The sequence below is a fragment of the Sphingobacterium siyangense genome, assembly GCF_007830445.1.
Classification (GTDB): Bacteria; Bacteroidota; Bacteroidia; order Sphingobacteriales; family Sphingobacteriaceae; genus Sphingobacterium; species Sphingobacterium siyangense.
This window is the reverse complement of sequence record NZ_VLKR01000001.1, coordinates 433,768-460,511: the sequence shown is the minus strand read 5'-3', so window position 1 is coordinate 460,511 and position 26,744 is coordinate 433,768. Positions and strand designations below refer to the sequence as shown.

General features: G+C 42.2%; 32 protein-coding genes and 1 pseudogene. 22 read left to right on the top strand and 11 right to left on the bottom strand.

Annotation, left to right across the window (positions count from 1 at the left end; translation table 11 throughout):
• Positions 1-20: 20 nt before the first annotated feature.
• Positions 21-407 carry a hypothetical protein gene (locus tag IQ31_RS02090; protein ID WP_145326966.1) on the bottom strand — a complete coding sequence of 129 codons (387 nt, stop codon included), beginning with the start codon at positions 405-407 and terminating at the stop codon, positions 21-23.
• Positions 408-597: 190 nt separating this feature from the next.
• Between IQ31_RS02090 and IQ31_RS02085 the strand changes: the two genes are divergently transcribed.
• Together IQ31_RS02085 and IQ31_RS02080 are read left to right on the top strand one after the other, a co-directional pair.
• Positions 598-1,620, top strand: coding sequence for a hypothetical protein (locus IQ31_RS02085; protein WP_145326965.1), 1,023 nt, complete (start codon positions 598-600; stop codon positions 1,618-1,620).
• 100 nt (positions 1,621-1,720) lie between these two features.
• On the top strand, positions 1,721-2,104 hold the full coding sequence (locus tag IQ31_RS02080; protein ID WP_145326964.1) for a helix-turn-helix domain-containing protein: 384 nt from the start codon (positions 1,721-1,723) through the stop codon (positions 2,102-2,104).
• On the opposite strand, the gene IQ31_RS02075 is transcribed toward IQ31_RS02080, so the two are convergent.
• Positions 2,101-2,406 carry a hypothetical protein gene (locus tag IQ31_RS02075; RefSeq protein WP_145326963.1) on the bottom strand — a complete coding sequence of 102 codons (306 nt, stop codon included), beginning with the start codon at positions 2,404-2,406 and terminating at the stop codon, positions 2,101-2,103. The genes IQ31_RS02080 and IQ31_RS02075 overlap by 4 nt on opposite strands.
• Before the next feature lie 118 nt (positions 2,407-2,524).
• On the opposite strand from IQ31_RS02075, the gene IQ31_RS02070 reads away from it, so the two are divergent.
• The 5 genes from IQ31_RS02070 (at position 2,525) to IQ31_RS27255 (ending at position 4,812) form a co-directional block, all read left to right on the top strand.
• Positions 2,525-3,169: a DUF6266 family protein gene (locus IQ31_RS02070; RefSeq protein WP_070561184.1), complete on the top strand. Its 645-nt coding sequence runs from the start codon at positions 2,525-2,527 to the stop codon at positions 3,167-3,169.
• Between the two features lie 70 nt (positions 3,170-3,239).
• Positions 3,240-3,794: a DUF6266 family protein gene (locus IQ31_RS02065; RefSeq protein WP_070561183.1), complete on the top strand. Its 555-nt coding sequence runs from the start codon at positions 3,240-3,242 to the stop codon at positions 3,792-3,794.
• A 14-nt stretch (positions 3,795-3,808) separates the two neighbouring features.
• Positions 3,809-4,252 (top strand): DUF5675 family protein, encoded by a 444-nt coding sequence (locus IQ31_RS02060; protein WP_145326962.1) that lies wholly within the window; start codon positions 3,809-3,811, stop codon positions 4,250-4,252.
• 46 nt (positions 4,253-4,298) lie between these two features.
• Positions 4,299-4,655, top strand: a complete 357-nt coding sequence (locus tag IQ31_RS02055) for a hypothetical protein (RefSeq protein WP_145326961.1) — start codon at positions 4,299-4,301, stop codon at positions 4,653-4,655.
• Position 4,656: 1 nt separating this feature from the next.
• Complete coding sequence (locus IQ31_RS27255) at positions 4,657-4,812, top strand: hypothetical protein (protein WP_158638774.1); 156 nt, start codon at positions 4,657-4,659, stop codon at positions 4,810-4,812.
• 79 nt (positions 4,813-4,891) lie between these two features.
• Here the strand turns inward: IQ31_RS27255 and IQ31_RS02050 are convergent, their stop codons facing one another.
• On the bottom strand, positions 4,892-5,827 hold the full coding sequence (locus tag IQ31_RS02050) for a 1-phosphofructokinase family hexose kinase (protein ID WP_145326960.1): 936 nt from the start codon (positions 5,825-5,827) through the stop codon (positions 4,892-4,894).
• Between the two features lie 59 nt (positions 5,828-5,886).
• Complete coding sequence (locus tag IQ31_RS02045) at positions 5,887-6,453, bottom strand: hypothetical protein (RefSeq protein ID WP_145326959.1); 567 nt, start codon at positions 6,451-6,453, stop codon at positions 5,887-5,889.
• A gap of 419 nt (positions 6,454-6,872) precedes the next feature.
• Here IQ31_RS02045 and IQ31_RS02040 point away from each other — a divergent pair, with 419 nt between their 5' ends.
• Together IQ31_RS02040 and IQ31_RS02035 are read left to right on the top strand one after the other, a co-directional pair.
• Entirely contained in the window at positions 6,873-7,712 is an 840-nt protein-coding gene (locus tag IQ31_RS02040; protein ID WP_145326958.1) for an SDR family oxidoreductase, read from the top strand.
• Between the two features lie 78 nt (positions 7,713-7,790).
• Positions 7,791-8,693 (top strand): helix-turn-helix domain-containing protein, encoded by a 903-nt coding sequence (locus IQ31_RS02035; protein ID WP_145326957.1) that lies wholly within the window; start codon positions 7,791-7,793, stop codon positions 8,691-8,693.
• Here IQ31_RS02035 and IQ31_RS02030 read toward each other — a convergent pair.
• On the bottom strand, positions 8,686-9,084 hold the full coding sequence (locus IQ31_RS02030) for a DUF1398 domain-containing protein (RefSeq protein WP_145326956.1): 399 nt from the start codon (positions 9,082-9,084) through the stop codon (positions 8,686-8,688). The two genes, IQ31_RS02035 and IQ31_RS02030, sit on opposite strands and share 8 nt — an antisense overlap.
• Before the next feature lie 211 nt (positions 9,085-9,295).
• Here IQ31_RS02030 and IQ31_RS02025 point away from each other — a divergent pair, with 211 nt between their 5' ends.
• On the top strand, positions 9,296-9,874 hold the full coding sequence (locus IQ31_RS02025) for a Crp/Fnr family transcriptional regulator (protein ID WP_317041791.1): 579 nt from the start codon (positions 9,296-9,298) through the stop codon (positions 9,872-9,874).
• Positions 9,875-10,063: 189 nt separating this feature from the next.
• On the opposite strand, the gene IQ31_RS02020 is transcribed toward IQ31_RS02025, so the two are convergent.
• A complete protein-coding gene (locus IQ31_RS02020) occupies positions 10,064-10,969 on the bottom strand; it encodes a helix-turn-helix domain-containing protein (protein ID WP_145326955.1) in 906 nt (301 codons plus the stop codon).
• Between the two features lie 157 nt (positions 10,970-11,126).
• On the opposite strand from IQ31_RS02020, the pseudogene IQ31_RS02015 reads away from it, so the two are divergent.
• The 7 genes and pseudogenes from IQ31_RS02015 (at position 11,127) to IQ31_RS01985 (ending at position 17,299) form a co-directional block, all read left to right on the top strand.
• Positions 11,127-11,948 (top strand): annotated as a pseudogene (locus IQ31_RS02015) (SDR family NAD(P)-dependent oxidoreductase).
• 34 nt (positions 11,949-11,982) lie between these two features.
• A complete protein-coding gene (locus IQ31_RS02010; RefSeq protein WP_145326954.1) occupies positions 11,983-13,176 on the top strand; it encodes an MFS transporter in 1,194 nt (397 codons plus the stop codon).
• A 40-nt stretch (positions 13,177-13,216) separates the two neighbouring features.
• Positions 13,217-13,759: a carboxymuconolactone decarboxylase family protein gene (locus IQ31_RS02005; RefSeq protein ID WP_145326953.1), complete on the top strand. Its 543-nt coding sequence runs from the start codon at positions 13,217-13,219 to the stop codon at positions 13,757-13,759.
• Between the two features lie 174 nt (positions 13,760-13,933).
• The gene (locus IQ31_RS02000; protein WP_145326952.1) at positions 13,934-14,758 is read left to right on the top strand and encodes an SDR family NAD(P)-dependent oxidoreductase; all 825 of its coding nucleotides are present in this window, start codon (positions 13,934-13,936) and stop codon (positions 14,756-14,758) included.
• Between the two features lie 125 nt (positions 14,759-14,883).
• Entirely contained in the window at positions 14,884-15,774 is an 891-nt protein-coding gene (locus IQ31_RS01995) for a helix-turn-helix domain-containing protein (RefSeq protein WP_145326951.1), read from the top strand.
• A 278-nt stretch (positions 15,775-16,052) separates the two neighbouring features.
• A complete protein-coding gene (locus IQ31_RS01990; RefSeq protein ID WP_145326950.1) occupies positions 16,053-16,301 on the top strand; it encodes a hypothetical protein in 249 nt (82 codons plus the stop codon).
• 62 nt (positions 16,302-16,363) lie between these two features.
• Entirely contained in the window at positions 16,364-17,299 is a 936-nt protein-coding gene (locus IQ31_RS01985) for an NADP-dependent oxidoreductase (protein ID WP_120334008.1), read from the top strand.
• Positions 17,300-17,330: 31 nt separating this feature from the next.
• Here IQ31_RS01985 and IQ31_RS01980 read toward each other — a convergent pair whose 3' ends face one another.
• Both IQ31_RS01980 and IQ31_RS01975 read right to left on the bottom strand, forming a co-directional pair.
• Entirely contained in the window at positions 17,331-17,777 is a 447-nt protein-coding gene (locus tag IQ31_RS01980) for an AraC family ligand binding domain-containing protein (protein ID WP_158638772.1), read from the bottom strand.
• A 168-nt stretch (positions 17,778-17,945) separates the two neighbouring features.
• Positions 17,946-18,686: an SDR family NAD(P)-dependent oxidoreductase gene (locus tag IQ31_RS01975; RefSeq protein ID WP_121123310.1), complete on the bottom strand. Its 741-nt coding sequence runs from the start codon at positions 18,684-18,686 to the stop codon at positions 17,946-17,948.
• A 340-nt stretch (positions 18,687-19,026) separates the two neighbouring features.
• On the opposite strand from IQ31_RS01975, the gene IQ31_RS01970 reads away from it, so the two are divergent.
• Both IQ31_RS01970 and IQ31_RS01965 read left to right on the top strand, forming a co-directional pair.
• Complete coding sequence (locus IQ31_RS01970; RefSeq protein WP_145326948.1) at positions 19,027-20,040, top strand: sensor histidine kinase; 1,014 nt, start codon at positions 19,027-19,029, stop codon at positions 20,038-20,040.
• Positions 20,037-20,813 carry a LytR/AlgR family response regulator transcription factor gene (locus IQ31_RS01965; protein WP_145326947.1) on the top strand — a complete coding sequence of 259 codons (777 nt, stop codon included), beginning with the start codon at positions 20,037-20,039 and terminating at the stop codon, positions 20,811-20,813. Before IQ31_RS01970 ends, IQ31_RS01965 begins: the two co-directional genes overlap by 4 nt.
• Before the next feature lie 50 nt (positions 20,814-20,863).
• On the opposite strand, the gene IQ31_RS01960 is transcribed toward IQ31_RS01965, so the two are convergent.
• The 3 genes from IQ31_RS01960 to IQ31_RS01950 form a co-directional block, all read right to left on the bottom strand.
• Positions 20,864-21,907, bottom strand: a complete 1,044-nt coding sequence (locus tag IQ31_RS01960; RefSeq protein WP_208734083.1) for an alpha/beta hydrolase — start codon at positions 21,905-21,907, stop codon at positions 20,864-20,866.
• Between the two features lie 5 nt (positions 21,908-21,912).
• Positions 21,913-22,326: an OsmC family protein gene (locus tag IQ31_RS01955; protein ID WP_145326946.1), complete on the bottom strand. Its 414-nt coding sequence runs from the start codon at positions 22,324-22,326 to the stop codon at positions 21,913-21,915.
• Positions 22,327-22,435: 109 nt separating this feature from the next.
• The gene (locus IQ31_RS01950) at positions 22,436-23,293 is read right to left on the bottom strand and encodes a helix-turn-helix domain-containing protein (RefSeq protein ID WP_075992952.1); all 858 of its coding nucleotides are present in this window, start codon (positions 23,291-23,293) and stop codon (positions 22,436-22,438) included.
• Between the two features lie 302 nt (positions 23,294-23,595).
• Here IQ31_RS01950 and IQ31_RS01945 point away from each other — a divergent pair, with 302 nt between their 5' ends.
• From IQ31_RS01945 to IQ31_RS01935, 3 genes are all read left to right on the top strand, one after another.
• Complete coding sequence (locus IQ31_RS01945; protein ID WP_075992951.1) at positions 23,596-24,675, top strand: PAS domain-containing sensor histidine kinase; 1,080 nt, start codon at positions 23,596-23,598, stop codon at positions 24,673-24,675.
• Positions 24,676-24,905: 230 nt separating this feature from the next.
• Positions 24,906-25,274, top strand: a complete 369-nt coding sequence (locus tag IQ31_RS01940) for a hypothetical protein (protein WP_145326945.1) — start codon at positions 24,906-24,908, stop codon at positions 25,272-25,274.
• A 79-nt stretch (positions 25,275-25,353) separates the two neighbouring features.
• Complete coding sequence (locus tag IQ31_RS01935) at positions 25,354-26,742, top strand: TolC family protein (RefSeq protein WP_145326944.1); 1,389 nt, start codon at positions 25,354-25,356, stop codon at positions 26,740-26,742.
• Positions 26,743-26,744 lie beyond the last annotated feature (2 nt).

Genomic DNA, 26,744 nt, shown 5'->3' with positions numbered 1-26,744 from the left:
TTGGATAACGTAGGGTTGGATTACTGCTGCGGACCGGTGTAGGAAATCCGGATAAACAGCGGAGTGAACATCATCGTCGCCACACCATCCTGCCATTCATCGAGGCCGTGAACCATAAGCTCCTTAAAATCTGGATCATCATCATCTCCCTTGTCTTCTTTTTGAAATTGAAGTACGTTGCCCTGCATGAGATAATTGCTTATCGCTGTGCCAAGTTGTTTCCGAAATCCAGGTGAAAAATCATAGAGCTGCTCCACCTGATGGGGCTTCAAGTCAAAATTGTGTTCCATCCAGACTGCAAAATCGTCTTTAAGAAGTTGCATCTCGAGCGCGCGCTCCGCTAAGGGTAGCGCAAGAAGGGTGGCTACTTTTTGCGCCACACCTGGATTGTCAAAGTTCTCTTTCATACAAATTGTGTTTTTGCAAATATTTATTTAAATAGATCAAATTAGCAACCGCCCTGTCCTAACCTCCGGGGTTTTGGAGGATAATCTTCTTTTGGATGATTGAATTTTGCTTAATATTTGATTTTATTTAGTAAATTGGATCTGTAAACCAGTAGAAACCTAAGCCATTTAAGAGAGCTTGACATAGCATATGAAAGTATTAAAACTAACGGTGGAGAGTTTACTCATCTCCATGCTTTTTAATTTAATCGGAAATCACGGTATTTATCTGAATCGATTTTGGACACAGACCTATTGGATGTGGACGGTGGCATTTGCAATTGCGATTGGTGTTGCGGTCGTGTTCACGCAGATGTTTCTTGAAGCCTTTGGGACTTATTGGCAGAAGCGGTACCCTGATTTGATACTCATGAGCAAGGGGAGGGTCATGACCAAGAGTATACCCAAAGGTCAGCTCTGCTGTGCAATTCTTGCTACAACTATATCGATTCTATCGATTTATCTCTTCATTATCTATTGTTTCGCTTCTGTGCGCAGCGAAGATACGTACAGCTTGTTAAGAAGCTATCTGCTGCATTATATGCCTTTTATTGGTCTAGGCTTTATAGCCTACGTGATCTATGTTTTTCGTAACGGCGAATTATGGTGGCTAACAACTGAAAATGTGATGGCTTTGTTAGGGAAAGAGGTCATGTCGCAGGAAAACACAACAGATAGAGCGGGAACTATAGCACCTCCAAGTGCATTGGATAGGACTATCGTAATCGGATCACTCTATGATGTGCTGCATAAAGATTCGCCATTCAATTTAAATACCTTGCAGATGAATGATGTACGTATGTTTGATGTGCCCTTTTATTTTTCCCAAAAAAGAAAAAAAGAAGTCGTCCTGATCAATGGTATCCGTTTGGAAGCCCATCATTTCATGCAGGAGCTAGAAAGGTTGGGGCTTGATAAATGGTATTTCCGCATCAATAAAACCTGTAGGGTAAATATGATGCTCGTCCGTCAACCGATATTGCCAAATGCCACTTACCTGGAGTTTCGTAAGGAAGTGTTTGACAGCCTCAAGTTGAATATGACGGAATTGGAAATCAGCAACCTGCTGCAGATAACTGAATGGATGCGCAAAGAAAAAAAACTAAAGGATTTTTTGGATAACGTCAATAACCTGGAGCATGAGGGATGGGATAACCTTATTCGGCTCAATTGAATCATCCCACTTTATAAACTTAGATAGACCGAGCGCAGTAGACAACAGGTCTGCTGCTGCGCTGGATTTCGGCGGTTAGTCGAGCTAACCTTACCCGTTTATGTTTTTTGTAAAAGGATCTCCTGATCAACAGGAGATCACCCCCCGTTTTGTGTCCAATGCGACAGCTATTCACCTTAAAATCCACTATTCTTTTCAATTAAAATCAGGCATCGGATATACGCCCTTAGCGGCCAAGCTGGACCGTATCCTCGACCTGCTGCAAGAACAGCAGTATACGGAGCTCCACAAGCTGACCGGTACAATGACCATCCACGAAGTCGCCTATTTTTTGAGCAAAAGTGTGCGCACCATCGAGCGCCGTATCGCCAAAGGCCTGCTCAAAGCCACCTATAAAGAGGGTAATGCGGATCTCTTTCTCAAAAAAGATGTGGTGCAGCTGTATGTGGCCGAATATAAAAAATGGCCGCGGCAAATGCCTTAAATCCCTACACTATTCGTACCTGCTTCGTATTGTCTTCGGGGCTGCATGTAAAAGCAGCCACTGTTAATCCGTTGCTGAACAGTATTTCCCTGTTCGGAGACTGGTGAAGGTCTGGTCAGTATCTGTACAAGATCTATTGCTGATCCGAAGCAGGTACGAATCAGGTGCGAAGCAAAGGCCCGAGACTGCTGCTCAAACCCGTAGTTTTTGAAGTGCCAGACGGCGGTGTACCTGGAATATGCCCGATTGCCTCCGACAACACGCCGACAAAAGACGGGCTGCCGCCGACGAGTCTCCGCCAACCTGTTTTATGCTATTGACAAGGGGCTATGTGATGTGGTATGTTTGTCGAAGTAAAGCAATACATACCGGTATAAATGAAAGCTTTATGGGGTTTAACTTTTTAAAAAAAATAACAACATGGCAACAATCAACAATGGTGTAATCGGAAGAGCAAGTGGTAAAGTGGGCGCTGTGATAGCTTCGTCCTGGAAATCCATCAACTACCTCAAAGGCCTACCCAAAAAGCGGACGAAAGGGATGTCCGAAGAACAGCTGATCCAACAGGACCGTTTCCTGAAAATCTCCAAATTTCTGATGCCGATCACGCCGATCCTGCAGGTGGGGTTTGGGCTTTCCAAAACCGAAAAGATGACGCCCACAAACGTGGCACTGCAGCTCAATATCGCACAGGCGGTAAGCGGTACTTATCCAAACTTTAGCTTGGATTACAGCAAGATCGAAATCAGTACGGGCTCTTACCTCAATGGCGGCGGCATGGAGGCTGCTGTGGATAATGGAATTCTTTCTATCTACTGGGATACCATCCTCAACAGCCTGTACAAGACCAAGGCCGATGATCAGGTCATTATCTTGGTCTATTCGCCCGAAAAGGATGAATTTATGACAGCACCTACACCGCCCACCCGTGCTGCCGGTACGATAGACATCCAGATCCCGGCCCACCTGCTCGGTGGCAAGGGGCATGTCTGGATCTTCTTTACCGACCGCAAGGCCGAAAAGGTATCCAAAAGTACGTATTTGGGCGAATTTGACCTGGCTTAGCCGCTAAAGGATTAATTGAAAGGGAGGAGCATGTGGCTCCTCCTGATTTTTGAACACAAAACGATAAGATATGCTGGTGATTTCTGAGTTTAAAAAGCAGGTTACAGATCCGACACGTAGGGAGGCTGCGCAGGAACGCTTTCGGCTGGCACGCCGATTTTTAAATCCGCTGTACCCGCTCATCCGCAAAGGTTTTGCCCACAGCAAGTGCACGGTGCAGGCGGCTTTTGGCCGCGCCATGTCACATACGCTGACGAACGTGATACAGGGGGAATATCCGGATTTTGAGGTGGTGCCCGCCCTCGCAAAAATCAGCAATGGCATGCTGTCTCCGCTCGCGGTGAATACCTGTGTACGCACGTCCAATACGATTCAGCTGAGCTGGGATGTAACCGAATCCAACATCAAAGATTATAACCAATGGGATGACCAGGTCATACTCTGTGCTTATGATATTATTGGCGAGCAGGCAGCCATCAATGAACAACAGGTGCTGCGGAAGGATCTCCAGATGACGATCGAGCTGCCATCCATTCTGCATGATCGACCGGTGCACCTGTACCTTTTCTTGCATGATCGTGATGAAAACCTGTATTCCAGAAGTCAATACCTCGGTCTTTTCTAATTTAAATCTTGCGTATGAAATCAACGATAAAAGTAATTCGTACAAAACATGGCAAGCATAGCACGCTGTCCGAGATCTACCTGAACAATCAATTTGTCTGCTACGGTCTGGAGAATATTCCGCGCCCCGTGAAAATAAGGGGCGAAACCGCTATACCTACCGGGCATTACCCACTCGGTTTTAACCGCGACGGGGCAATGAATGGCCGTTACTACGACGCTTACCCCAAAATGCACCGCGGTATGCTGGAGATTGGAGCTATACCCAACTTTAGCTATGTCTACTTCCATAAAGGAAATAGCTACAAAGAGACCGCCGGCTGCATTCTGGTAGGTACGCAATATGTACTGGAGGATGGCGATTATCGCCTGTTAGCCTCGGGCGTCGCCTACAAAAAATTCTATCCGCTAGTGGTCGAACTAATGCTGCAGGGACTGGTCGAAGTACAAGTCGAGTGAGCGTCGCCCGATACAGGGCAAGTGAACTCCATTAAATAGAATAATCATGAAAAAAATCTTTAACAAAATAGGACGGGTGCTACAGCTGTTGCTGGCCGCACCTGTTAAGCTACCGGGAAAGGTAGGGAATGTATTAAAATACCTGGCCTTGGGGCTTGGCATTATCGAAACGGTATTGGATGAGGCTAAGCCGCAGTCGGAGCTGGATGATGCGAAGGAGCCGCAGGAAGGGAAATATAATCCGGACGATGGTGAAAGGAATCAGTCGGCACTGGATGATACGATGTCGGCAGCTGTATCGCCTACCGATAAGGAACCTTCGGCGGGCATCAGGGAGAATAAGTCCGTTAAAAATGGAACCGAAGATACCGTAGAAAGGAGCACGATGGATGAAAGTGAATGATATGCGCGTCTCGGCCATCGGCGGTACCATCTGTTCCATTTGGGCCAGTATCTCGCTGGGCGATGTATTGCAGACCGCCCTCACGGCAGCATTGGGTACCCTGGTCAGTTTCGCCACAAGTAGACTACTGGCCAAACTGGGGAAACGGAAAAGATGAGTAGAATAAAAAAGGCGCACGGGATTGTGCGCCTTTTTGTAAAGCAATCTCTTCATTTGTAAGGCAAAATCCTCAATATTTATCTTTTTTTTATTTCCGAAAACAGCCGATCCACATCTTTCTTAGCGAATAGCCCAGTTCCTTCGGCCATCGTCGTGGCCGAGCCGCAGGCGATTCCCATCTGTAGGACATGTTCGAGATCTCCCTGTTGGGCTAAGACAGACACCATTCCAGCAACCATACTGTCACCAGCGCCCACCGTACTACGTACCTTGACCAGCGGGGAAGGCAGCTGTATTCTTTCTGTTTCTGAATACAATATAGCGCCCTGGGCACCCAGAGAGACTACGATTAGCGTAGCCTTCCCCTGCGAAATGAGCTGTTGGGCGGCCATATCCAGATCGGAATGCCCCAATTCCTCTTTTCCCACAAGCGCAGCGAGCTCGCCGGCATTCGGTTTGATTAAAAAGACACCTTCTTCCAATGCAAGGCGAAGGGCATCGCCAGATGTGTCAATTAGTATTTTACTACCTTTCGTTTTGTACGTATTGATCAGTGATCGTATAAATTCGGGCGGTACCCCAGCCGGCATACTACCACTGATAACGACAAAATCCGGGATATCCTTGAGTTCGTCAATCGAAGTCCTAATCCCCTCCAGTTCGTTGGATTCAAACTCTTCGCCTGGAAACCCAAATCGATATTGCTGATTGGTTGCGCTGTCAACCACGATAAAATTTTCGCGGGTCTCACCGTTCACCCGAATGGGATCTATAGCAATATCTTCCAGCTGCAATAAGCTTTCGAGCAAACTGCCTGTCATTCCCCCGGAAGTAAAAAGAGCCGTTGAAGCCAAACCAAGTCTTTTCAGGGCACGAGATACGTTGATTCCGCCGCCACCAGGCTGGTATATAGGCTTTTCACAGCGCAATTTCTTTTCAGGAACGATATGTGGTACGCTGGTACTCTTGTCTACGGATGGATTCAGCGTGATTGTTAAAATAGATTTTGCCATTTGTTTATGTTATAGAATAATTCGGTTTCGTCAACATTGTCTGCCTCAGCTAATTTGAATCATTGCTGCATGTAGACGAGGTCTTTGCTCAGGCAGTGTTCTTCCCAGGGCATTGTTATAAGCCGGCTATGGGCATTTTGGGGAATGATACTTTTTGATGTCGGCAGGTAAAAATGGTTTTTATTTCCACTGCTCAGGGTATCACGTAGATCGGGGATCTTTTTGAGGTTGCGCTGCAGGGCCGCAAAAAATGCTTTTGAGGATTTGTCCGCTTGCTTCATAATCTGCCGCAAGTGGATGATTTCCCTTGTCCGCTCTGTTTCATAGCCCCCGCTTCCTGCAATGGTATATTCGGCGACAGGTGAATCATAGAAGACACCTGAATCTACGCTGGTTTCCTGATCTGAAAAAGGATAGGTGGACAGGAAAAAACCATGATAATCCGCTGATGAAAAGCTTTCTAGAAACGCAGACGGATTTTCCTCGCTGTATTTCAGATAATTCCGTTTGCCTGAACGACGGTTTATCTTCTCAATATAGGCGTGCGCCCGATGTTTTTCCATCGTTTCCGCGCAATACTGAAAAAACAGCTCGGCAGGTATCGCAATCCAAAAGTATTGACTCATTTTCTTTTATGTATTTAATTTAACATATATGGTTTGGCGCTTGGCGTTTTATCGTAAAGCTTCTATCTAGCCACATCCTTTTTCAGCTTGGCAAATGCGCGTACGGGAAATGTCCCCACACCTTTAAACTTTCGAAATCAAATTTTACACGTTTATCCATGTTGGTTTGTATGCAAGTTGATATAAAATAAGCCGTAATGTTATACTAACGAAGTTAATGAAAGTACGGCTAAATTTTTAACAAGAGTGGACGAAAATATCCGGGCCTCCAATGGACGGTATAATTATTTTGTTTACTTGTGCCAGCGCGAGTTGTTGTGGGATATACTCAATTGTTTGATTTTCGTAATCTATTGCTTCGATTTAGTTATTACTGACATCTATTGAAGTTCTAATTTTGTCCTATAAATAAATTAGATATGGAGACAAATAAAGTATGGTTTATAACGGGGGCTTCTAAGGGAATGGGGTTGTCGTTGGTAAAAAAACTTATCATAGCGGGGTATAGCGTAGCAGCAACAAGTCGAAAATCTCAGCGTTTAATAGACGCCGTCGGACATGTTGAAGGGCCACGATTCTTACCGCTGGAAGTCGATTTGACAAGTGAGAAATCCATCAACGAAGCTTTTGAACGTACGGTTGCCCGCTTTGGGAAAATCGATGTTTTGGTGAATAATGCAGGCTATGGGATCGGCGGAGCTGTAGAAGAAATAAATCAGGAAGAAATCAACGATAGTTTTAACATTAACGTATTGGCTGTAATTAAGACGATGCAGTCTGCGATGCCTTACTTCAGGCAGCAGAAATCGGGCAATATTATCAACATATCGTCTATTGCGGGGTTTGCCCCGGGAACGGGCTGGGCGATGTACGCTGCTACGAAATATGCGGTGACAGGGCTTTCAGAGGTGATGGCAGAGGATGTGAAAGAGTTTGGCGTGAAAGTGACAGTGGTGGCACCGGGGGCATTCCGGACGGAGTTTCTGGAAGAAAACTCCCTTGTTTTTGCTGAAAAGAAAATTGATGACTATACTGCGGTGAGAAGCTCCCACGAAAAATATGCAGCCATGAATGGATCGCAAATCGGTAATCCGGAATTGCTGGCTCAGGTTTTTATCGATTTGGTAAAGAATCCCAACCCGCCTGTACGGCTCTACCTCGGAAGCGATGCCTACAAAAGGGCAACGGAAAAAGTTAATCTGCTTTCAGAAGAATTAGAAAGCAATAAGTCTATTTCTTATTCCACTGATTTTAATTGAAAATCTTATACTTAAAATAAAAAGCGTTGTCATGACTGAGCGACAGCGTTTTTTATTTGATTTTCGTACATTTATCCTATGGAAAAAATGCAGTCACTGGAGGGGTTTTACCAATCTAAATTTGACCGGATACCCGAGAATTTCCGTCATGGGGTAGGGCATTTCAATGTTTTTAAAATAGATGAATATATAGGGAAGCATACTAAGCCCGTGGTCTACAGCAGGAAAGATTATTTTAAGATTACCCTGATTATCGGTAGAAACCGAATACATTATGCTGACAAGGTCATTGAAATTAAAAAGCAGGCCTTATTTTTTACAAATCCGCAGATCCCTTACAAATTTGAATTGATTGACGATTATAAAGCTGGATTTTTTTGTGTCTTTACGGCATCATTTTTTCATCACTTCGGCAACCTACACGACTACGAAGTCTTTAAACCCAACGCCTTACCTGTTTTTGAGCTCACGGATGAGCAATTGGAAGATATAAAGCAGATATACTTAAAGATGCAGGCTGGATTAGAGTCGGATTATGCACATAAATATGATCTGCTGAGAAATCTCGTGTTTGATCTACTTCATTATACGCATAGGATGAAAACGGCTTCTAAAGTTGAAAAGCAGCAGGCAAATGCTTCTCAACGGATCACGCATATGTTTCTGGAACTTTTAGAGCGTCAGTTTCCGATTGAAGATCTGAGGCAGCGGATCTGCTTTCGATCGCCCGGCGAATTCGCAGGTCAGCTTTCCGTCCATATCAATCACCTTAATCGCGCCGTCAAAGAGATTACTGAAAAAACAACCTCCGCAATTATTGCGGAGCGCCTGTTACAGGAGGCTAAAATATTACTGAGACATACCGAATGGAATGTCTCGGAAATCGCTTATTCTTTAGGTTTTAAAGAGGCTACTCATTTTAATAATTTCTTCAAAAAAGCGATGCAGATGACACCGATCCACTTTCGGGAAATTAGTTGATTTGCCTAGGTATCTCTTCTACCAGAATTTCATTCCCGCCATTATCATAATACGCACAGGTCATCTTGTCAAGAAAGACAGTCCATTTTTCGATACCACATATTGCACACATCGCCATAAAAGTGGGGTAATCTGTTTCGCCCTGCTGATGCTCTTTTAAGCCTTTTTTGAACTGCTCTGTCTCAACGGTGTTGCCAATGGTCAATGGCTCATGACTAGCTGGAGAGCTCGTTCTGTAGTGATTATGCCCATAATAATCAGTGTGCCCATCCGCAACAAAAACGTCGTAAGCGGTAACGCCTAATTTTTTGATGTCCTGGATATAGGCAGGAAAGTCCGCACCTGATTTTACTTTGCTATGAGCAGCTTTTATTTGTTCTACTGTAAACATTTTTCCTTGATTTATACGTATTATGCCTTTTATTGAATTACAAACGATAATGTACAGTGCTGGCCGTACTGAAAATGTCTGTCAAATATCTCCCATCCAATAGATAAGTAAATATACTAAATGGATCAGACCGCGCCACCAAAGATGATGAGGTTATTTTATTATTTTTGATTATCTTAAACGGGCTAAAGATGATCAAAAAAGACTTTAAATGATGCGTGAACAATTCAAAAAACACCTGGATAAATTTATAAAGATTTCCGATGATGAATTTGCCGATATAACCGGATATTTTGAGCAGCAGACGCTTAAAAAGAAAGAAAACGTATTGACCGAAGGGCAGATCTGCAAAGCCAGTTATTTTGTACTGGATGGAATTCTGCGAAAGTTTTTTATCAATGAAAAGGGTGTGCAGCAGACGACTGAATTCGCGATTGAAAACTGGTGGATGACAGAGACCTTCTCTTATATAAATCAGACGGCCACAGAGTTTTACATTCAGGCTGTACTGCCAACAGAAGTCCTGGTCATTCGCCAACATGCCCTCGATGATCTACTGGAAAAGCACCCGGTCATGGAAAAGTATTTTCGCATGGTGTATCAGAAAGCTTATGCCGCTGCACAGATGCGCGTCAAGCTGCTTTATGAGCACTCCAGGGAGGAGCTATACCGTCAATTTCTCAAGAATCAGCCTGCATTTCTGCAGCGCGTACCTCAATATCTCGTGGCTTCCTACCTGGGCTTTACACCCGAGTATCTCAGCGAAATCCGCAAAAAGAATTTTTCTTAAAGCCTTTTAAGTTTTTCCGGCTCTCCATTTTCCAAATTTGTAGTATCAAATTAAAAAATAAGATACACGGAAAAACGAATCAATATCAGCACAACAGAACCACAGGCATTCAAAGCGGCTACCAAATTTTTCAACGAGGAGGAGCAGGTCAATTTCAAACATTTTGTACTATTACCCATAATTATGAAATCAATTTTTGGTTTCCTTAAATTGGGCAGGTGTAATACCCACCAATTTTTTAAACAAACGGGTAAAATATGAAGGGCTTTCAAATCCCAGACCATAGGCTATGCCAGAAATGTTGCTGTCCGATCCCAGCAATAGATTTTTCGCCTCTTTAATCAGGTAAATATGGACATGTTCCAGAGCGGTTTTTCCGGTTTCCTGTTTAAGAAGATCGCTCAGATACCTGCTTGATAGAAAAAGTTCTCCCGCAAGGTAATTTACGGTGGGCAAACCTTCTTTAAGGTGCAGCTTCTTATCAAAATAGTTCTGTAATACTGTCTGAAACCTTTTTAGCGTGGTTCCCGAAACGTTATTACTTCGATCCACAAACTGTCTTCTATAAAAGCGGTCGGAATATTTTAGGATGGAGTCAATATGTGATAGTATAATTTCACGGCTGAATTCATCGGAGTTTTCGTCATATTCCTTGCGTATTTTTTCGTAGAGCTCCCACATGATAACCTCCTCAGCAGGAGATAGGTGCAGGGCTTCATTTATTTCATACTCAAAATAGCCATAGTTTTTGATCTGGTCATGCAGAATATGGCCGGCCAGATAATCCTCATGAAAAAATATAACAAAACCCTTTTCTGCAAACTGTACATTACTGACCTCAATAATTTGCCTTGGCTTCATAAAAACGGTGGATCCATTACTGTGGTCATATTTCGTTTTGCCATATAGCACATAGCCCGATTTGATCTTTTTCAGAGCAACCATATAAAAGTCTCCGGTGAACCTGTCTTCTCCGACCGAATAGGTCATAAGTTCTTTACAGGTCATCAGGCTCAATAGTGGATGCTTCGGAGGTTCAAAGCCACTTTTTTCATGAAGTTCGGTTATGCTTTTATAATGATTGATCTTTTCCAATGTCTCTAATTTTAGGAATTTGCTTGTTGAAATGTTTCAAAATTACATTTTCGTAAATCTGTGCTATTCTTCCGCTGATATGGAGTAGAGCAGAGGCCGGTTCTGGATATAACTTTGTCTTATCAAAATAACAAATAATAATTTAAACAATAACAACATGGCAAAGACAATTTTTATAACAGGAGCAACTTCAGGATTTGGAAAACTTTGGACAGAAGCACTATTGCAACGTGGGTACAACGTCGTGGCAACTTCCAGAAAAGCGAATGCTTTTACAGCATTATCAGAAAAGTATGGTGATCAGTTATTACCGTTACAGTTGGATATTACCGATAGAGAAGCTGTATTTGCTGCCGTAAACAAAGCCAGCGAACATTTCGGTCAGCTTGATGTGGTGATCAACAATGCGGGGTATGGCGTTTTTGGTGCAGTGGAAGAAATCGGTTAAAAAGTAGCCCGGGATGTTTTCGATGCAAATCTGTTCGGAACACTATGGGTGACACAGGCAGCACTGCCAATCCTCAGAGCACAGGGACATGGGCATATCATCCAGCTTTCAAGTGTACTGGGCGTATGGAGCCTTCCGACTTTAGGCATTTACAACGCTACTAAATTTGCGGTTGAAGGATTGAGTGAAGCGCTGGCCAGTGAGGTAAAAGATTTTGGTATCCATGTAACGCTTATCGAACCAAATGGCTATAAAACAGAATTTGGTGGAAGTTCGGCAGTATTTGGCGATCAGTTGGATGTGTATAATCCGCTGAAAGAAAGCCTAACTAAAATTGAAGGACTTGGCCCTGATGATTACGGTACACCTGAAGCTACTGTTCCAGCAATCTTAACACTGATTGACAGTGAAAATCCGCCGTTAAGATTATTCCTGGGCAAATTGGGTTATGTCAAAACAGAAAGGGTGTATGGTGAAAAACTTCAACAGTGGAAGGAATGGAAGGATGTTTCAGAAGCAGCGCACGGGTAATCCCGTGCTTTTTTACATATAGTTCAACATCGTTATGAAAGCCCAAAAAATAGAATATTTACACATCAGCACCCTGCTCGCCTTTATCCTCATTCCGCTTGGAGGACTTACCACCGATATTTATATTCCCTCGTTGCCGGCGATGGCAGGTGATCTGGGCGTTTCCATGCAGCAGGTGCAGCTTTCTTTATTGCTTTTCATGGTAAGCTCCGGACTCAGCCAGCTTTTTATCGGGAGTATACTGGATAGCTTTGGGAGATACAGGATCAATTTGTTTGCCCTTATTGTATTTTCAATCGCCAGTTTTATCATTGCACTGGTTCCCCATATCGGTGTGATCTATGGAATGCGGATAATACAGGGAATAACAGTATCGCTGATCATCGTTGGAAAGAGGGCATTCTTTGTGGATATGTACAGTGGTGAAAAGCTGAAGCACTATACGAGCCTATTTTCAATTGTATGGGCAACGGCTCCTATTGTCGCACCATTTATTGGCGGATATCTACAGGTAACATTTGGCTGGCAGTCGAATTTTTATCTATTGGGCTTTTTGACAGCAGCTGTTCTGTTTTTCGAGTGGAGATATACCGGTGAATCGCTCCGTAAATTCCAGTCCTTTAACCGGAAGCAGATCCTAAACGTCTATTCAGGTATGCTAAAGACAGCGGATTTTAGTGTAGGGCTGCTTATTATCGGACTGAGCTATTCACTACTCGTTGTTTACGGGATCAGCAGTCCGTTTATTATCGAAAAAGTTTATGGTTATTCACCTGTTGTGACAGGCTACAGTTCGCTGGGTTCAGGAATTGCACTGATGCTGGGTGGAATCACCTCAAAGGTTTTGATAAACAAAAATCTCTTCTTAAAAATCAATACAGCTGTGATCCTACAATTGATTTTCGCAGGCCTGATGACCCTTATATCATTTGGGGCGAATGGATTTTATGTACTGCTTATTTTTACGCTGCTTATTCATTTCCTTTCCGGCTTTATTTTTAATAATGTCTATGCATACTGTTTACAGCGTTTTAGCAAGAATGCAGGTGTAGCAAGCGGGCTGACCGGCGGCGGTATTTACGTCATTAGTTCCATTGCCGGTTACGGCCTGATCAATTTATTTGAGATAAAAAATGTTCAGAGCATTGCAATGGTCAATCTACTGATCGTGGTTTTGACTTTCCTTGGGATTTTTATTTTTAAAAGATCAGTCGTTAGACGGGGGTGAAATTGAAAGATTCAAGTAAACAATAATAAATAATAAGAATATGAAAACTATTACAGTTCCAAACAAAGAACAATTGAGCGAAGAAGCTCAGGTCATTTTATCATCAGTAGAGAAAAAAATGGGCAAGATCCCGAACCTTTATGCTACTATCGGATATTCTTCATCAGCTTTAAAAGCGATGCTGGAAACAGAAGCAACCTTAGCGCATCATTCTTCTTACACCGCAAAGGAAAGGGAAGCGATCAACTTGGTGGTGTCCCAGGTAAATGATTGTGATTATTGTCTTGCTGCACATACCATGCTGGCTAAATTAAATGGTTTTAGTGAGGAGGACACTTTAGCAATCAGAAAGGGAGGTGTCGAGGATGTTAAATTGGATGCCATTATAAAACTTGCCCAATCGATCGCAAACAATAAAGGCAATGCCGGAAATGCTGCACTGGAAGACTTCTATAAAGCTGGTTTGGATGAGAAGGCGCTTGTAGAACTTACAGCCTTGGTTGCCCTTAGAAGTTTTACGAATTATGTTTTTGCAAATACCCAGATCCCGATTGATTTTCCGGCAGCAAAAAGTTTATCATAAGTGTTTTAATTGAAGTGTTGGTGAGAGCTTCTTTTAGAAATGGAAGGAGCTCTCTTTTTAACTAAGGTGTACAGCTAAAGCTATATCGTAATTATGTGCTATTCTTCAGCTGAAATGAGTTAGTGTATAAGTATGGATAAGGATAATTTTGGATTAACAAAAAAAGAATAAACAATGAGCAAAATAATTTTTATAACAGGAGCTTCCAAAGGATTTGGAAAATTATGGGCTGAGGCCTTACTTAAAAGAGGCGATAAAGTTGCAGCTTCAGCTAGAAATATTGATGCGTTGCAGGATTTAAAAGAGAAGTACGGTGACAGCATTCTTCCGGTGAAACTGGATGTCAACAACCGTACAGAAGTTTTTGAAGTAGTGGAGAAAGTAGAAAAACACTTTGGAAGAATCGATGTTTTGATTAATAATGCTGGTTTTGGTTTATTCGGAACAACGGAAGAAACAACAGAACAGCAGGCGAGAGACCAAATGGAAACCAACTTTTTTGGTTCACTTTGGGTAGCACAAGCAATTTTACCGGTGATGAGAAAACAAAGAAGTGGACATATCATTCAGATTTCCAGCTTTTTGGGGTTAACGACGCTACCGCTTTTAGGATTGTACAATGCTTCAAAGTTTGCAGTCGAAGGACTAATTGAAACGATTGGTTCAGAAACAGCACATTTGGGAATCAAAACCACATTAATTGAACCTAATGGATTTGCAACGGATTGGGCAGGAGCTTCAGCGGTTCAGACTTCTTCGGATATTACCGATTACAATCCAGTACGAGAGGCATTTGCGGAAACAGGGGATAATCCTGATACATGGGGAAAACCTGAATCGACAGTAGTGCCATTTTTGAATCTTATTGACAATCAAAATCCTCCACAAAGATTATTGTTCGGTAAAATTGCTTATCACGTAGTCAATGAGGTTTACACCAAAAGATTGAACGATATCCAAAATTGGAAAGAGGTGAGCATTGCCGCACATGGGCATTAGATTTATTAGGAATGATCCGCGCAAAGAAATTGTTTTCTACAGTTGTACTGGTTTGCTTTTTTAGCTTAACTTCAGAGAATCAGTTGTAATAGAAAGAGATTGTCGAACATTCGAAAAAAAATAAAATGAAACATTATAAAACCCTCACAGAATTGCACACCGGAAATGGCTGGGACGCTCCGGAGCATCCGCTCTTTAGTATGATCGGCTGTCAGGCGGCCTGTCCGTTGGGAAATAGGGAATTTACCACAGATTGCTACATTATCGCTTTCAAAAAAATAAAATCAGGGATGTTTATGTACGGACGTACAAAATACGACCACGATAATGGCTGTCTATTTTTTGCCAAACCACGGCAGATCATTGAAATGAAAGACCTTGAATTTGAAGAAAAAGGCTATATGTTGATGATTCACGAAGATTATCTGAACGGTCACGAGCTCTTTAAAAGCATTAACAATTATGGCTTCTTTGACTACGATGTAACGGAAGCGCTGCAACTTTCTCCAAAAGAAGAGCAGATTATTCTGGAGCTTCATGCGAAAATTCAGGGCGAATATTTTAATAATCCCGATGAATACAGCCGTGAGATTATCTTGAGTCATATATCATCGATTTTGAAATATGCACAGCGCTTTTACAAAAGACAGTTTATCGACAGAGAACAGGTTATTGGAAAAACAGCATCAAGATTCAATGATATCCTTAAAAAATATATTGATGAAAGAGGTCTGGAAAAAAACGGGTTGCCAAGCGTTACCGATATTGCCGACCAGCTGTTTATTTCGCCACGTTATTTAAGTGACGTACTGAAACAGGAAACAGGTAAAACTGCTTTGGAACTCATTCATGTATTTTTGATTTCAGAGGCTAAAAATCTATTGAGATTGGGAGAGAAGGGAGTTGCGGAAATAGCCTATCACTTAGGATTCGAGAATGCTTCTTATTTTACAAAATTATTTAAGAAACAGACAGGTCTGAGACCTTTGGAATTCAGAAAATCACAGCTGAACTAATTACTGCAATTCTGCTTGTTAAAGTCACAATGAAACTTCATTAGTTTCCTGTGACTTTTTTTAATGATCCGATCCCCGGATTATTACCAATATGATGACTTTTTCGTTGGCGGCGAACAAGCAACTTTTGCTTAGAGAAGCGCCAAGCTTTCCTAAATTATCCTCCGTTATTGGAGGATTTTTGATTTTTCGTACGTCTGTGCTATTCTTTCCGTAAAATGAACTATTTATCCGCTGCAGTGCAATATAACTTTGCTATATCAAAAACAAAGCAAGTTATGAAGACAATAATTGGATTGATAGCATTTATGACAGCCGTTTCATCGGTAAAAGCACAGCTTATTCCCGTAGCAAGGAGTGCCAACACAATCTGGGCAGACGCTTTATGGATTGATGACAATGGATATCTATGGATTCCGACAGGCCAGCTGAACCGTTTGGCGGCGTTTGAGAACGGAAAAGGTAAAGTGACATTTCCGGTTGTGATATATAAGCTGAAAATCAATGCGAAACCGCTAAGAAATTGAAATCATTTCAAGATTTAAATTAAAGTAATTCAAATAAATAATATTTAAAAAATATCAATATTATGAAAGCAATTGTATTAAAAGAAGCAGGAAATGTAGACAATTTAGCATACGTAGAATTGGCAAAACCAACCATTAACGAAGGCGAAGTATTAATTCAAGTAAAAGCCATCAGCATCAATCCGGTAGATGTAAAAAGCCGTGCCGGAAAAGGAGTTTACGGAAGAATTAAAACAGAAAATCCATTGATTTTGGGTTGGGATATTTCCGGAATAGTAGAAGAAACTAAAAGTTCAGCTTTTAAAGTTGGCGATGAAGTTTTCGGAATGGTCAATTTTCCAGGCCACGGAAAAGCGTATGCAGAATATGTCGCAGCTCCAGCCAATCAATTAGCCCTAAAGCCCAAAAATATCTCTTTTGAAGACGCCGCGGCTTCCACTTTGGTTGCGCTAACTGCGTATCAGGCTTTGGTTCACCATGCGAATATTCAGCAAGGGCAAAATGTTTTGGTCCACGCAGCTTCTGGTGGAGTAGGACATATCGCTATACAGATTGCCAAATATTTAGGGGCGAAAGTGACGGGAACTTCTTCTCCAAAAAATAAAGATTTTGTCTTGAGTTTAGGTGCAGATTCACATATCGATTATCACGTCTTCGACTGGAAATCAGCAGGCAGAACTTTTGATTTTGTATTGGATACAATTGGCGGGGACAATATCGACCATTCGCTCGAAGTGACCAAAGAAGGCGGTTCCATCATCAGTATTCCGACAGGTCTGAATGAAGATGTAACTTCAAAAGCAGAATCCAAAGGTGTGAAAGGTTATTTTATTCTTGTACAGTCCAGCGGAGAGGATATGAAACAGATCGCTTCTTTATTGGAAAGTGGAGCCGTAAAACCTCATGTTTCCAAATCTTTTCCCTTTGAGCAAATGAGAGCAGCGCATCTGGAACAGGAAACGGGGAGAACGGTTGGTAAAATCGTGATTACTCTATAAATTGTTTCAGCATTAGAATTAGGCCTTTACTTTATTGTTGCACTTCCTTATTCGCGGTATTGTTTATACTATCCAGATTTTTCAGGGAGTCCAGGATTGACCTAAACCATTGTTGCTCGGCCGCTGACAGGGACAATATAATGGTTTCATTTAGAGATGCATCAAGAATATCCCTGGCTGACCTCGTCATATGATGGCCTTCGAAAGAAATGTAATAACCGGATGCCCCTAAAGCCGTAGTGATCTGATGGACCTGGTGCGGAGGGCAGACAAAAAGTGTTCCGGCAGGCATGATCAGCTGTTCAAAATCAAATAGGACTTCCAGCTGTCCCGCATCAACAAGCATGCAGGTATAATGGTCATGCCGATGCGGATTGAGCGCTTGTAGGATGCCCGGAGTTGAACCATCCCATATTCCAACAGCCATACTGCTGCTGGAATCCATGCTGTTCACTAAAATAGAATCTCTTTTTGGCATGCGGCGCAATTTTAAATTCAAATTTAGTTCATATACTTTAAGAATTCCTATCGATCGCATTTTATTACCCTGATTTTCTAATTATTTATATATAGACCATTAGATCTATAAACGAATTTCGGAAGGCCTTTGGTCACGGATGGTATTTTCGACCGTATTCCCGAGGATTCACACTGCCGCACAGGTGCTATCATCGCCACCGATATCAAGGGATACAGCAATGCTTCCAAGATCTTTCTTACCGGTTAAAGCATATTTAATGATATCAATACTTTCATTTTTAACTTTTTGAATGACTTGATGATCATGGGGATCAATTCCCGTGACGCTCGTGACGATGGTGTCAATCTTAAAATTCGTTTTTCGAGGTTTATTCACAACATGGGCTGTCTGCAACCTCATCAGTTCTATAGCAGGCTGAAGATCCGGTAAGCGGTGGTGAAAGAATGTTTGAGCGGATTGGTTTGTGCCGGTTCGTGTACTGGAGGTCCATATGACGTTCACTATTCTGGGGCTGAGGGATTTTCTTAGCAGTTCAGTTAATTTGTTGACAATGCCTTTGGTCCCGGCATCGTTAACCTCAAAAATTCCTTTTCCGGAATCAGGATGAGCTGATAGACCATACGTTGACATAAAGAACGTATCAATGGTGTTGTTGATCAGAACATCCAAAGAATTGATCAGTATGCCGATTTCTTGCCCCGCTGCGTCTATCGAGGATTCGCTGCTGATGTCTACATAAAAAATATCTACGGTGCCAATACCTTCAGCAGCGAGTTCTTTGACGACCTGTTCACCGATTGCAAGGTCAGAACATCCAATATAAACAAAATAATTCTCATCAGCTAGCTTTCTTGCCATTTCAAGGGAGATTATCTTATTTGCTCCAGTTATTAATGCTGTTCTCATATGAATAATGATTGTTTATGATATCTTTTTAAAATGTGATTAACGCTATTACTTAAAATTTACACAGTATCATCATTATGTATCATGCAAATAAAGATAAATCAGGTTCGATCAATACGGGGAATTAAGACGAAGCGGGCAAATTGCCGATTGAAGCGGGCGGGCAAAGCTATTATTTATTCCTACGAAAAGAGGAGAATTAGTACCTTTGACCAGATACCAAATGAATCTTTATTGAACAGATTTTATGTCAGCGATCGGGTAATATCTGGGATTTTAATTCATGCATTTCTAAGTTTTCTTTGATGTTTTTTTGCTTTCTTCTATTTAAAAATAATGTATGTCAAAACAGTATCGAATATTGGGTGTGATAATTTCATTGGCAATAGGACTTGCCATATTACCGATAAAATTGACCTCAGAAGATCTGCACTCAGGTAATTTGTTTTTAGCCGCTCGTACAATCAGATATACGTTTACTGCAGGGATACTGGCTTTTCTCCTTCACCTTTATCTTAACCGCACCATATTTGCGGCGAGATGGATTATGGTAGAATATATTTTAAGAATTATAGTTATCGCTTTGATTATCTGTTTGACTTCTATCGTAGTCGATGCAATTTTCAACAAATTTGTTAAAGAATCTTCTTTTACTATCGCAAAAGAGGATCTAAATTGGTACCTGGTCATTCTACGGTGCTTATTGGTCAGCACTGTGCAGTTCTTTGTAGTTTTTTATCTACAATTGGTAGAAGAAAGCCAAAGGCGTCGTCTAGAAATAGAGAAGCTCAATCGATCGCAGCTGGAAGCTAACTTATCCAATTTGAAAGAGCAAATGAATCCACATTTCTTGTTTAACACGTTAAACACCTTAAGTGCAATAACAAACGATGTAAAAGTGAAGGATTATGTCTCTGAAATTGCAAACGTTTACCGGTATATGCTCATTCATAATAAATTGAACCTTGTTCTTCTGGAAAGTGAATTGAGTTTTATAAATTCCTACTTATATATTATAAAAACTAGATTTGGCAATTCTTTAAATATAAACATTCGGATAGACGAATCTATCTTGCCGACGAAGATCCCGCCACTGAGCTTGCAGTTGCTGCTTGAAAATGCAATTAAACATAATGTAGCTTCCCTTGATAGTCCATTAGCTATAGATGTATATAATGATTCCGAAAATATTATTGTCAGCAATAGCCTGCTACCAAAGAAAACTAACTACCATTCGACTGGTGTTGGTTTAAATAATTTATTAAACCGTTATCAGCTTTTATTTAAACAAGATATCATTATAGAGCAGAATACGGCTGTGTTCAGCGTAAAGTTACCCATTATAAAATCATGAAAATTCTGATCATAGAAGATGAAATAAATTCTGCCAAAGAGCTCGAAAGGATTTTGGTAAAGCTTGATATACAAAACGAAGTTACAGCTATTCTTGACTCTGTGAAAGCGAGTATTGAGTATTTGCAACAACATGATTCTCCTGATCTGATATTTTCAGATATTCAATTGGCGGATGGGATGTGTTTTGAGATCTATAGCGAAGTCACTGTAAATAGCCCGATCGTTTTTTGTACGGCCTATGACGAATATATGCTTGATGCCTTTGAAACGAATGCCGTTAGTTATTTATTGAAACCAATCACTGAGCTGATGGTTGAGAAGGCCCTTGGAAAGCTCAAGCGTTTAAAATCTGCCTTTGAGCCGGCCATTTTAAAAAGATCTATTGACCGCTTGAGTGAAAAATTTAAGGCTTCTTACAAAAAGTCAATACTCGTGGAGCAGCGTGAAAAGATAATACCAATTTCAGTACATGATATTGCTTGCTTATTTTTGGAGAATACAGTGATCAGGATTATAACGCTAACGAGTCAGCAATACTTCATGGCTTCGACATTGGATGAGCTCGAGAGAATGCTTGATCCTGAATCTTTTTACCGGGCGAATAGACAGTATATTATTAATCGCCTTTCTATTGCAAATATAGAACGATTTTTTTCCCGAAAGCTTATTTGTCGACTTACAGTAGAAACACCAGAGACTATTGTTGTCAGCAAAGCGAATTCTTCAGATTTCTTGAGATGGTTGGAAGGGGGGACGACAAAAAACAGATAACACCAAACAGTCGAACCATTTGGTGTTATTCTTTGGAAATGCAGGGTATTTTACTTCGCAAACAGTGCTTTTCGCAAAACAGTTGCTGCATCTAGCACCGATTCCTGTACAGCGTGGATATGCGCCAGCGGATTCAGCATCCCGTAATCGTGAATAAAGCCTTTATACTCTGTAACAGTCGTTGCAACACCGGCTTCATCTAATTTTCTTCCATAGGCGACACCCTCGTCATGCAGAATATCATTCTCGGCCACCTGAACAAGTGCAGGAGGCAAACCTTTCAGCTCTTCCAGAGAAGCTTTCAGTGGGGACGCGTATTTGTTGTCGCGTTCTTTTAAGTCAGGCAGGTAATTATCCCACATCCATTTCATCAACGGCGTTGTTAAAAACCGTTCCTGTGCAAATTTTGTGTACGATGCTCTGCTGAAGTCGGAGTCTGTTACGGGCCACAAAAGTACCTGCTGTTTTAGCTTGGGACCATTTTTGTCTTTGGCCATCAATGCGACCACTGCGGCCATATTTCCACCGACACTGTTTCCGGCAACAGCAAGCCTGCTGGCGTCGACCCCGATTTCTTTTCCATGCTCGGCAACCCATTTTGTTGCGGCATAAGCCTGATTGATGGCTACGGGAAATCTGGCTTCCGGAGATGGCGTGTAATCCGGGAACACGGCTACTGCACCACTGTTGACAACAAGGTCACGAACCAGTCTTTTGTGGGTAGGGTAGTCTCCCAATACCCATCCGCCGCCGTGAAAGAACATAAATACGGGTAGGCCAGCTTGGGCACCTTTGGGTTTTACGATATGTATTTTTACGGTCTGCCCGTCCTGGGTAATGGTTCTGTCTGATTCCTGGATATCGGAATAATCGAAGCTTACTGATTTTTGAGCGCCTACCAACACCAATCTGGCGTCTTTTGGTGAGAGGGTTTCCAGCGGTTTTCCGTCGCCGCTGTTCAACTCTTTTAAGAATGCTCTTGTTTCCCGGCCAATCTTGGGGTCTTGAGATGCGGGGTTTGATTGTGCCATGATATTGGAATTTGTGATGGCGAGTGCCGCCAATGTTAAAACTGTTGAATAGATTGTCTTCATCGTGATTATTTTTTTAGGTTGATGTTTAAGATGATTTTGAAGCTGAATGCTGCGCTTACGGGACAGGTTTTTTCGGCCTCTCGGGCAATTTTTTCAAATTCTTCCGCTGAGATGCCATCTACTTCTGCATCAAGTAGAAGTTCCGACTGTGTGATTTTACCATTATCCAAGGTAATAATGGACTTTGTTTCGAGTCTTTTAGGGGGATAACCCGCCTGTGTGAGATCAAGGCTCAGCTTCATTGTAAAACATCCTGCATGGGCAGCAGCAAGCAGTTCTTCGGGATTTGTACCGACACCTTCAGCGAAGCGGCTGTTGAATGAATACTGGGTCTGGTTCAGAACGGAACTTTGTGTGGTCAGATGTCCGTTTCCTTCTTTGATGGTGCCGTTCCAAACGGCGGTAGCATTACGTTTCATACGCTTTATTTTTGATTGTTAATTTCTTATAGGACAAAGGTATGTCATATAGGCAATCTAAATAAAGAGCAAAAAGTCTATATAAATTGTACTTTTTTCCTTTTATAGTTTAATTTTTAATTTCTTTCCGAAAAGCCGCCGGAGTTTTTCCCGATTTCTGCGTAAAGATCCGGTTGAAGTAAGCTGGGTCCTCATAACCCAATTGATAAGCGATTTCCTTTATGGTAAGCTCACTGTAAAGGAGCAGGCGTTTGGCTTCAAGGACGATCCTGTTTTTGATCATCTCGTTCGGATTTTCAAGGTTGAGTTTATGGAATTTGTTGGAAAGCGTTTTCGGGGCAAGGTTCAGTAGGTCTGCATAATCGGCTACGCTGTGTTTTTCCCTGTAGTGAATATTGACCAGTCGGCTGAAGTTTCTGAAAAAGTCCTGATCCATGCTGACGAGGTCGAGCGTTTCATTTTGGAGGTTCTGCTTTTTCCACTGCCGCGTTGCACGGATGATAATCTGCTTGAGGTACGTTCGGATCATTTCTTCCGAAGAGCGGTCCTGAAAATCAAGCTCATTGCTGATTTGAGCGAATAATTGGGGGATGGCGTGCAGCTCATCGCCGGACAAGTCCACTATCGGATTCTCAAAAATATTATTGAACAAGAGTCCGTCACAGGCAACCTCCTCATCATGAATCTGAATACAGTAGAAATCCCTGTTGTAATGGATTAAAAAGGCTTTATTTTCATTGGCCGACTGAATGTCAAGATATTGATTGGTATTGATGAAAAGTAAGGTGGGATTTTGGGTTTCATAAGCAGTGAAGTCCACCGTTAGTGCGTAACCAGCTGGAATGAGCAATATTTTAATGTAATGGCGGAACGTTTCGCCGTTTACCAGGTCCAGCGAGGAGGAATCGAAAGAAATCAGGCCTAATTTTTTATGGTTCGATTCGAAAATGGAAGTAGCACTGTTCATAAGGACTTTTGTTTATGTTCAAATGTATCTCTTTTGCTTATAAAACTAAAATAAACGATACAATTTACAGCATCAGGAAAATCATCCTGCTCCAGTTATGCGTAATCGTCTCTAGATGAATTCATGTGTAAATAAATCTTGGTTAGCGTGGAATAGTTTTTTTTGCCCGTTTTGCTGACTAAATTAGCCGACAGACTTCCCGAATTTTATAGGTTAATATAAGGTGTAAAATAATAATGCTAATATTCTTACAATAAGTATCTTTACGTAATTGAAAAGCACTTTTAAATCCTAACAATTGTATGATTAACTTGCACGGTGCGGATTCTACCTTTACGGTATCCCAAAAACATCTTGCGCAGGCGCTCGCACAGGCCCGTATCGGCTTCTGGGAAGTTAGCCTTCGGGAAAAAAATTACATGTCCTGTACCGATCAATGCAAAAGAAATTTTGGGTGGGATACGGCAAAGGATTTTAGCTATAGTGATATGCTGGGCTGTATTGTGGATGAAGATCGGGAAGCGATGCAAGCGAGTGTCGCAAGGGCTATTGAGCAGCACATACCCTATATTGCACAGTATCGTGTAAGATATGGTGATGATAGCATCCATTGGATTGAGGCACGTGGATCGGTTACTTATGACGAGAACGGCTGCCCACAGATAATTTCGGGCACAACGCTTGATATTACAGAGAAAAAGGAACTTGAAATTTTGCGCGATGAAATGTTGAGCATCGCCATGCATGAAATTAAGACACCGCTATCATCCGTCAAAGGAACCCTGCAGCTTCTGAACAGGCAGTTGACAGCGCAAGAAAATGCTCTGTCAAATAAACTCGTAGAAAATGCGCTCAAAGCCACTGACCGTATTAATCGTCTCCTCAATGAGATGATAGCCCCCGTGATGGTAATGGCTAAAGGAATCGAACTCGATAGATCTACGATAGATTTGACCCAGCTTATCCTTGAAATAAGTCATAATGCTGCGCTCATATTTCCCGAGAGTGATCTGTACTTACATCTGCCCGATGATACCGTATTTTTGGAAGCGGATGGTTATCGTATCGGACAGGTGATTACCAACCTGATCAATAATGCCATTAAATACAGTGATAAAAAATCACCCATACACATCACGATGACAACAGATCAGCATGAAATATCCGTATTGATTAGCGACCTTGGTATAGGAATAAAACCTGAGGATAGAAAAAAAGTATTTGAGAAATTTTATCGCTCCAAAGGTCACAGCCATATTGAAGGTTTCGGTATCGGGCTGTTTCTCTGCGCCGATATCATATTGCGCCATGGTGGTCAGATCCATGTGCTCGATAAAGAGGGGCCGGGCACCGATATCGCTTTTACCCTTCCGCATAAATGAAGGGAAATCTTCCATTAAATAAAACCTACCGAGCAGACTACAAGAAAAACCGGAGCAAGATTCTGGTTCACATTGCTAGTATTATTGGATTTTTGTGAGAAGCAATGTAATTGCAACATGATGTTTACAAAAGCTTTCGTTACGTCAATGTTACAATGGTCTACTGCGTCATTGTTTATATTTGTAGTGTACGCAAATCAAAATGCTGTGCTTTAGATATCATACAACCTATGTTAAGACGAGTCATATTTCAATTTCTCTTACTGGTAAGCGCTATGCTGCTGATCGTGAAGCCTTTGATCGGATTTTCATTATATCATCAGGCAAAAACGCAAGGCGAGAATGAGTTTATCACCGTTATCAAGGCCTTTAGTAAACGGAAACAGGAATACCTGGATTGGGTTGATGTAAACGATAGCGCCTGTCTGACGCTCTCGCCGCTTCGTCACTTTACCGCTAAAGTAAAGGAGTTTTTTATTACCCACTTTTTCAATACCTTCTTTCCGAATTCGGATACGTTTTCGATTGGTAACTTGCTATCCAAAATAATATTGCCGCTCGAACGGCTATACCTGCGTAATCTTCAGCTGACTTTATGATAAAAAAGCCATTTTAATCGTATTGAGTGGGTTCCAATGGGACCGCAAACATTCATTTATTTTAAAATAAGCTTTTTATATGTTTCAAAAACTTGTCCTTATGGGGCATGTGCTGCTCTGCTGTAGCTTCTTTAGCTATGGACAGGAGAGTCATGTGCCTATCAAACTCAACCAGCTGCTGTCTTCGGTAACGCAGCATGCGCCATCCTTACGCACCGACTATGTACGTACACAGGTGCAGCAGGCGCGCGCCGCAGAAGTCAAAAACAACCGTCTGCCGAGCCTACAGCTGTCGTATCAGGCAGACGTCGGCTCCAATAATAATGTGCCGGGGCCTTACTTCGGATTTGGTCTCGTGCCGACCAATAATGGCGGTATCCGTGCCGATAATAAGTATCAGGCTGTGAGCAGCAATCTTGGCATTGCCGCCTTCCAGTGGGAGGTCTATAATTTTGGTCAATTCAATGCCCAGGACCAACTTGCGCAGGCGGAGGTGACCTTGGAGAACCGTCGTTTTGAACAGTCGAAGTATGACTTACAGTCCTTCACGATTTATAGTTACCTGCAGCTACTGAAATTGCATGACCTCATCGGTATCCAGTCGCGCAGTATAGCCCGCAATCAGGAAATACGGCAATCGATCTTTGCCCTGGTTAAAAGTGGTATACGGGCAGGCGTGGATACCAGTATGGCCGATGCTGAAATATCGCGTAGCCAACTTGGTCTCATTGAACTGGATAATCAGCAACAACAATTACAAATTCAACTGGCTACTTTGGCGGGTATGCCGCCAGCGCAGATTGTAGCGGATACCACTGCCGAAAAGATTCTTTTCGAACAGGTAAAGAACGCGCCGATTGAACTCGATGGCGGCCGTCAGCACCCTATGATCGCCTATTATAATGCGTTGTTCGACAAGACGAAGATGGAAGAAAAGCTGGTTGCCAACAGTTACCGTCCCAAGCTGTTTCTCTCGGGGGCTGTATGGGGCAGGGCATCCAGTGTACATAGCGATAATAGTTATGGTTCGCTCGCCGATGGCTTTGGGCTGCAACGCGCTAACTACCTTGTTGGTCTAGGAATAAACTACAACCTGTTTGATCTGCGCCGCAAAAAGGTAAAACTCCATACGCAACGCCTCATGGTGGACGAGGCTGGTCAAAAGCTACAGGAACAACAGGCCAACATCGCCATGAATATTGCACAGTCTACCACTGAAGTGGCGACTGCAGAAAGACGTCTGAAGGAAATTCCGCGTCAGACCAAAGCTGCAAATGCCGCCTACCGCCAGAAGTTTTCCCTATATAAAAATGGACTTATCGATATTGTGGAGGTCAATGTTGCCCAGAACATGCTCAATCAGGCAGAGCGCGATTACATCACCGCCAAGTATAATTATTATCTGGCATTGTTCCACCAGGTGGTGGCGCAGAACAATGTCGATGGCTTTCTTCAACTTTTTAACTAATC